This is a genomic window from Streptomyces sp. SID11385, assembly GCF_010548245.1.
Classification (GTDB): domain Bacteria; phylum Actinomycetota; class Actinomycetes; order Streptomycetales; family Streptomycetaceae; genus Streptomyces.
The window spans coordinates 1-6,107 of the sequence record NZ_JAAGLR010000351.1 but is presented as its reverse complement, the minus strand read 5'-3'; the positions used below and the strand labels follow the sequence as shown (position 1 = coordinate 6,107).

The 6,107-nt window shown below is 73.9% G+C and carries 5 protein-coding genes and 1 pseudogene; 5 read left to right on the top strand and 1 reads right to left on the bottom strand.

The annotated features are described in order from the left end of the window. The 5 genes and pseudogenes from G3I42_RS10605 to G3I42_RS10585 form a co-directional block, all read left to right on the top strand. Positions 1-708 (top strand): heme ABC transporter ATP-binding protein (locus G3I42_RS10605; protein WP_164284692.1); only part of this gene is annotated, 708 nt, incomplete at its 5' end. 167 nt (positions 709-875) lie between these two features. Continuing rightward, complete coding sequence (efeO, locus tag G3I42_RS10600) at positions 876-2,021, top strand: iron uptake system protein EfeO (protein ID WP_164284689.1); 1,146 nt, start codon at positions 876-878, stop codon at positions 2,019-2,021. After that, positions 2,018-3,265: pseudogene (gene efeB / locus G3I42_RS10595) on the top strand (iron uptake transporter deferrochelatase/peroxidase subunit). Before efeO ends, efeB begins: the two are co-directional and overlap by 4 nt. 11 nt (positions 3,266-3,276) lie before the next feature. Then, a complete protein-coding gene (efeU, locus tag G3I42_RS10590) occupies positions 3,277-4,176 on the top strand; it encodes an iron uptake transporter permease EfeU (RefSeq protein WP_164284686.1) in 900 nt (299 codons plus the stop codon). After that, the gene (locus tag G3I42_RS10585; protein WP_164284683.1) at positions 4,151-5,170 is read left to right on the top strand and encodes a hypothetical protein; all 1,020 of its coding nucleotides are present in this window, start codon (positions 4,151-4,153) and stop codon (positions 5,168-5,170) included. The genes efeU and G3I42_RS10585 overlap by 26 nt, the downstream gene beginning before the upstream one ends. Before the next feature lie 57 nt (positions 5,171-5,227). Here the strand turns inward: G3I42_RS10585 and G3I42_RS10580 are convergent, their stop codons facing one another. Then, entirely contained in the window at positions 5,228-5,950 is a 723-nt protein-coding gene (locus G3I42_RS10580) for a bifunctional DNA primase/polymerase (RefSeq protein WP_164284680.1), read from the bottom strand. Positions 5,951-6,107 lie beyond the last annotated feature (157 nt).

Below are 6,107 nucleotides of genomic sequence, written 5' to 3'. Positions count from 1 at the left end.
CCGGTGCGGGCCGGGGAGGTGCTGGCGCTCGTCGGGCCGAACGGGGCGGGCAAGTCGACGCTGCTCGCGGTGCTCGCCGCCGACACGCGTCCGCACGAGGGTGCGGTGGAGATCCTGGGGCGGCCAGCCGGCCGGTGGAGCGCGGCGGAACTCGCGCTGCGGCGGGCGGTGCTGCCGCAGGCGGCGACGGTGTCGTTCCCGTTCGCGGCGGCGGAGGTGGTCCGGATGGGCCGCGCGCCGTGGGCGGGTACGGAGTGCGAGGAGCAGGACGAGGCGGCGGTGGCCGAGGCGATGGCGGCGACGGAGACGGCGGCCTTCGCGGCGCGGCCCTTCTCGGCGCTCTCGGGCGGTGAGCGCGCCCGCGTCGCGCTCGCCCGCGTCCTCGCCCAGCGGACCCCGCTCGTGCTGCTCGACGAGCCGACGGCCGCGCTCGACCTGCGCCACCAGGAACTCGTCCTGCGGGTGTGCCGCGAGCGCGCGGCGGCCGGGGACGCGGTCGTCGTCGTGCTCCACGACCTGGGCCTCGCCGCCGCGTACGCGCACCGCGTCGCGGTCCTCCACGACGGCCGCGTCACGGCGGACGGGCCCCCGGCCGAGGTGCTGTCGACGGATCTCCTGACCGAGGTCTACCGCCAGCCCGTCGAGGTGGTCCCGCACCCGGCGACGGGCGTCCCCCTGGTGCTCCCGGTCCGCGCTTCCGTCAAGTAGCGCGGCACGGACAGCACTTGACTTCACCTTGACCATTCCTCACGGATGAGAGGCGGATCACGAGAAGCCGGTGTTCCGGTGAGGTAAGGCTCAGGGTCGCCTCACTGGCACTCCCCTCCCCCGGCGGCCCCTCCACGGCCGTCGCCTCGTGGTCCTGGAGCACTCTCATGCGTCCCCTGCGTCGTCCCGTACTCGCCGTGCTCACCGGCGCGCTGGCCCTCGGCGGGCTCACCGCCTGCACCGAGAAGAGCGACGCGAAAGCGGGCGAGGACGGGGCCATCGGCGTCACCGCCGCCGACACGACGTGCGACACGACCGCGAAGACCGCGAAGGCGGGGAAGGTGACGCTCGCCATCGCCAACAAGGGCAAGCGCGCCACCGAGGTCGAGATCGTGATGCCGGACGGGCGGATCGTCTCCGAGAAGGAGAACATCGGGCCCGGCGTGAAGTACACGCTCACCGCCGAGGTCAAGGCGGGCAGTTACGAGATCGCGTGCCGCCCCGGGATGGTCGGCCACGGCGTGCGGCAGAAGCTCACCGTCTCGGGCGGGGGCGCGTCCAAGCGGGACGCGCGCCTGGACGCGGCCGTCTCCGCGTACCGCGACTACGCGCAGGACCAGGCGGACGAGACGCTGCCGAAAGTCAAGGTCTTCACGGACGCGGTCCGCGCGGGCGACCTGGACGCGGCGAAGAAGGCGTACGCGCCCTCGCGCATCGGCTGGGAGCGCACCGAGCCCGTCGCCGAGTCCTTCGGGGACATCGACCCGAAGACCGACACCCGCGCGGACGGCCTGGAGAAGGGCCAGAAGTGGACGGGCTGGCACCGCCTGGAGAAGGCCCTGTTCAAGGACGGGAAGATCGGCGCCGAGGAGAAGAGCCTCGCGACCCAGCTCGACACGGACCTGAAGGACTGGCAGCAGCGGGTGGGCCGCGCCGTCATCACGCCGACCTCGATGGCCAACGGCGCGAAGGACCTCCTCGACGAGGTCGCGACGGGCAAGGTCACCGGCGAGGAGGAGCGCTACTCGCACACCGACCTCGTGGACTTCAAGGCGAACGTCGAGGGCGCCGAGAAGGCGTACACGCTCCTCAAGCCCGTCGCGAAGGCCCACGACGCCGCGCTGACCGGGCAGTTGGACGCGCGCTTCGCCGCGCTCGACAAGCAGCTCGACGCCTACCGGCCCGGCAAGGACTCCTACGACTTCACCTCCTACGACAAGGTGAAGGAAGCTCAGCGCAAGAAGCTCTCGGACGGCGTGAACGCGCTCGCCGAGCCGCTCTCGAAGCTCGCAGCGGCGGTCGTGGGCAAGTGAGCGCGCAGGATCAGGGAGCCGGGCGGAAGCCCTCCCGGAGGAACCTGCTCGGCTGGGGCGGGGCCGGGCTCGCGCTCGGCGCGGGCGCGGCCACCGGTACGGCGCTCGCGCTCGACGGCGACGACGCGGAGCCCGCGCCCGCCGCCGTGCCCTTCCACGGCGCCCACCAGGCCGGGATCGCCACCCCCGTCCAGGACCGCCTGCACTTCGCCGCCTTCGACGTCACGACGAGCGAACGCGCCGACCTGATCGCCCTGTTGAAGGAGTGGACCCAGGCCGCCGCGCGGATGACCGCCGGACACCCGGTCGGCGAGGGGGCGTTCGGCGCGGACGAGGCGCCCCCGGACGACACGGGCGAGGCGTACGGGCTCTCCCCCGCGCGCCTCACCCTCACCTTCGGCGTCGGCCCCTCGCTCTTCACGCGCTTCGGGCTCGAAGACCAACGGCCCGACGCGCTCGAAGAGTTGCCCGCCTTCCCCGGTGACCACCTCGACAAGGCGCGCGGGGGCGGCGACCTGTGCGTGCAGGCGTGCGCCGACGACCCGCAGGTGGCCGTGCACGCGATCCGCAACCTCGCGCGCATCGGCTTCGGCACCGTCGCGATCCGCTGGTCCCAACTCGGCTTCGGGAAGACGTCGTCGACCACCCCGGGCGCCGAGACCCCGCGCAATCTCTTCGGGTTCAAGGACGGCACCAACAACATCGCGGGCGACGAGACGAAGGCGCTCGACGAGCACGTGTGGGTCCCCGGGAAGGACGGCCCCGCCTGGCTCGCGGGCGGCTCGTACCTCGTCGCGCGGCGCATCCGCATGAACATCGAGGTGTGAGACCGGACCTCGCTGAGCGAGCAGGAGGATGTCTTCGGGCGGACGAAGAAGACCGGGGCGCCGGCCGGGAAGCTCGCCGAGCACGACCCGGTGTCCCCGCGCGCGATGCTGCCCACCGCGCACGTGCGGCTCGCCCGGCCCGCCGCGCACGGCGGGCACCGCATCCTGCGGCGCGGCTACTCCTTCACGGACGGCACGGACGGGCTCGGGCGCCTCGACGCGGGCCTCTTCTTCCTCGCGTACCAGCGCGACCCCCGCACCGGCTTCATCCCCGTGCAGCGTGAACTCGCCCGCCACGACGCCCTCAACGAGTACATCCAGCACGTCGGTTCGGCGCTCTTCGCGATCCCGCCCGGGGTGCGCGACGCCCACGACTGGTGGGGGCGCGCGCTCTTCACCGCACCGGCCAAGGACTGAAAGGCCCCCGCATGTTCGCCAATTACCTCATCGGGCTGCGCGAGGGCCTCGAAGCGAGCCTCGTCGTCTGCATCCTGGTCGCCTACCTCGTCAAGACCGGGCGCCGCGAGGCTCTGCGGCCGGTGTGGACCGGGATCGTCGTGGCGGTGCTGCTCGCGCTCGGCTTCGGCTGCGCGCTCACGTACGGCTCCCGCGAGCTGACCTTCGAGGCGCAGGAGGCGCTCGGCGGCTCGCTGTCGGTCGTCGCGGTGGGGCTCGTGACGTGGATGGTCTTCTGGATGCGGCGCACCGCCCGGCACCTGAGCAGCGAACTCCAGGGCAAGCTCGACAAGGCGCTCGTCATGGGCACGGGCGCGCTCGTCCTGACCGCGTTTCTCGCGGTGGGCCGCGAGGGCCTGGAGACCGCGCTCTTCGTGTGGGCGTCCGTGCAGGCGTCGAGCGACGGCACGCACGGGCCGCTCATCGGCGTCGTCCTCGGGCTGCTGACCGCCGTCGCCCTCGGCTGGCTCTTCTACAAGGGCGCGATCCGCATCAACCTCGCGAGGTTCTTCCTGTGGACGGGCGGGATGCTCGTCGTCGTCGCGGCCGGCGTCCTCGCCTACGGCTTCCACGACCTCCAGGAGGCCGGCTGGCTCGGCGGCCTCACCGACCTCGCCTTCGACATCAGCTCCACGATCCCGCCGGAGTCCTGGTACGGCACGCTCCTGAAGGGCGTGCTCAACTTCCAGCCCGACCCGACCGTCCTCCAGGTCACGGTGTGGACGCTGTACCTCGTACCGGCCCTCGGACTCTTCCTCGCGCCGGTAGGGTTCGGGCGCAGCGGGGGCAAGGGCGGCAACGGCGGCGGGGAGAGGGTGACGGCGGCCGATGAGGGCAGCGCGGAGGATGCGGGGACTTCTGCGGCGGGGTGAGCGGAGGACGTACGCGACGCGGGGCCGGGGCGGGGTCCGGGCGCGGTACGGGGTACGGGGCGGGCTGCTCGCGGGCGGGCTCGCACTCGCCCTGACCGCCACCGGGTGCGTCACCGTCCACGGCGAGACGGCGCTCGTGCCGGCCGCGACGCGCGGCGAGGCGGCGACCGCGCTGAAGCGGTTCCGGGCCGCGTACAACGAGGCGGCCCGCGAACTCGCCCCGGCGAAGGACGCCGCCGTGCTCGCCGGTCCCTTCGGCGCCATCACGCAGGACACACTGCGCTCGCGCAAGGCGCAGGACCCGGCGGGCGGCGCCAAGGCGAGCCCGCTGGAGGTCTCCGACGTGCGCTACCTGATACCCCGGCAGCGGGGCTGGCCGCGCTGGTTCGTCGCCGACACCGACACCAACCGCGACCTGGACGACGACCCGGCCCGCGACACCCGCTGGCTCTTCCTCTTCACCCGCTCGGCGCCCGAGGCCGACTGGCGGGCCACGTACCTCGCGATCCTCGCGCCCGGCGAGATACCGAAGTTCCGTACGGACGGGGACGGGTACGTCGTCCCGGCGACGCCGGGGGCGCTGAGCCGCGCCTACACGACGTACCTCCGGGACGGCAAGGGCGAGCGCTTCGCCCCCGGGCAGCACACGACCGGCTGGCGCCAGCAGCGCGCGAAGAACGCCGAGCGCCCCGGCTGGACGATCCAGTGGGCCGACGAGCCCGCCGACACCGGCGCCTTCCGCCCGTACGCGCTGCGCACCGCCGACGGCGGCAGCCTCGCCTTCTTCGCGAGCCGCCACTACGAGCGCCGCACGGGCGCCGCGAACGTCACGGTCACCCCGCCGCCGGCCGCGAAGCCGCTCCTGAAGGGCCGCGTGGACCGCTCGTACACGCTGGAGTACACGTCCAACGAGACGGTGAAGGTGCCGAAGGCGGGCAAGCCCGTCGTCTTCCTCAACCGGCTCCAGGGACTGACGGGGGCGGAGGGGAGCTGAGAGGCTTCGCGGGGCGAGCGGGCCGGTGCGGAGCCTCCGCAGCGGCCCGCCCTCGCGTCACCAGCCCGGTTCCTCCCCCGGCGTGCCCGCCGCCACCGCCTCGGCGTCCGTGAGGGCCGCGAGCAGCGGGAGCGGGTCCACGAGGGGGTGTTCGGGGCCGCGCAGCCACGTCACGCCGAGCCCCTCGCCCGGCAGCCGCGCGGGCGGTACGAGGACGTAGCTGCCCCGGCAGTGCCAGCGCAGGCCCGGGTGCTCGTCGACCGACTCGGGGTGCGAGTCGAGTTCGCAGGGCCAGTACTCGTCCTCGTCCTCGGGCGTGCCCCGGGTCGCCGTGAAGAAGAGCATCCGGCCGTCGTCGCTCACCGCGACCGGGCCGACCTCCGCGCCGCCGTCCCCGCTGTCGGCGAGCCGCGCGAGGACCCGTTCGCCCGTGCCGTAGGGCACGTCGAGCACGTCGTGGACCATGCCCGTCGCCGTGATGAAGTTCGCCTCGGGCTCCGCCGCCGCCCACCGCTCGATCTGCGCGCGGTCGTGCGTGGACTGGGTCTGCCAGGCGAAGGAGACGGGGTGCCGGCCGGGCGTGGGACAGCCGACGCGCGCGCAGGAGCAGCGGTGGCCGACCGGGTGCGCGGCGGGCGCGAGCGGCAGTCCGGCCTGGGCGACGGCGAGCAGCAGCGCGGTGCGGTCCTGTGCGGGGGGTTCATCGCCGGGGGGCTGTCCGGTGGCACGCCGCCACCACTGTGTGAGCCTGCCCGGCCGCCGGTCGTGCGCTGCGCCCATCTCACCTCTCACTTCATCCCGGAGATTGGTCCATGGTGCCACCTGTACGGGGTGATCACGGACCGGGCCCGGGTCCGGGGCGGTCGGCGACGTTCACCCGTTCGGCGCGCAGACCGGCGCCGCGCGGCTGCCGCACGATGGCCGTGCCGTGCCGGGG

Coding starts and splice junctions, on each gene's coding strand:
- G3I42_RS10580 (WP_164284680.1), bottom strand. CDS start 5,950: ATGGGCGCAGCGCACGACCGGCGGCCGGGCAGGCTCACACAGTGGTGG.
- efeO (WP_164284689.1), top strand. CDS start 876: ATGCGTCCCCTGCGTCGTCCCGTACTCGCCGTGCTCACCGGCGCGCTG.
- G3I42_RS10585 (WP_164284683.1), top strand. CDS start 4,151: ATGCGGGGACTTCTGCGGCGGGGTGAGCGGAGGACGTACGCGACGCGG.
- efeU (WP_164284686.1), top strand. CDS start 3,277: ATGTTCGCCAATTACCTCATCGGGCTGCGCGAGGGCCTCGAAGCGAGC.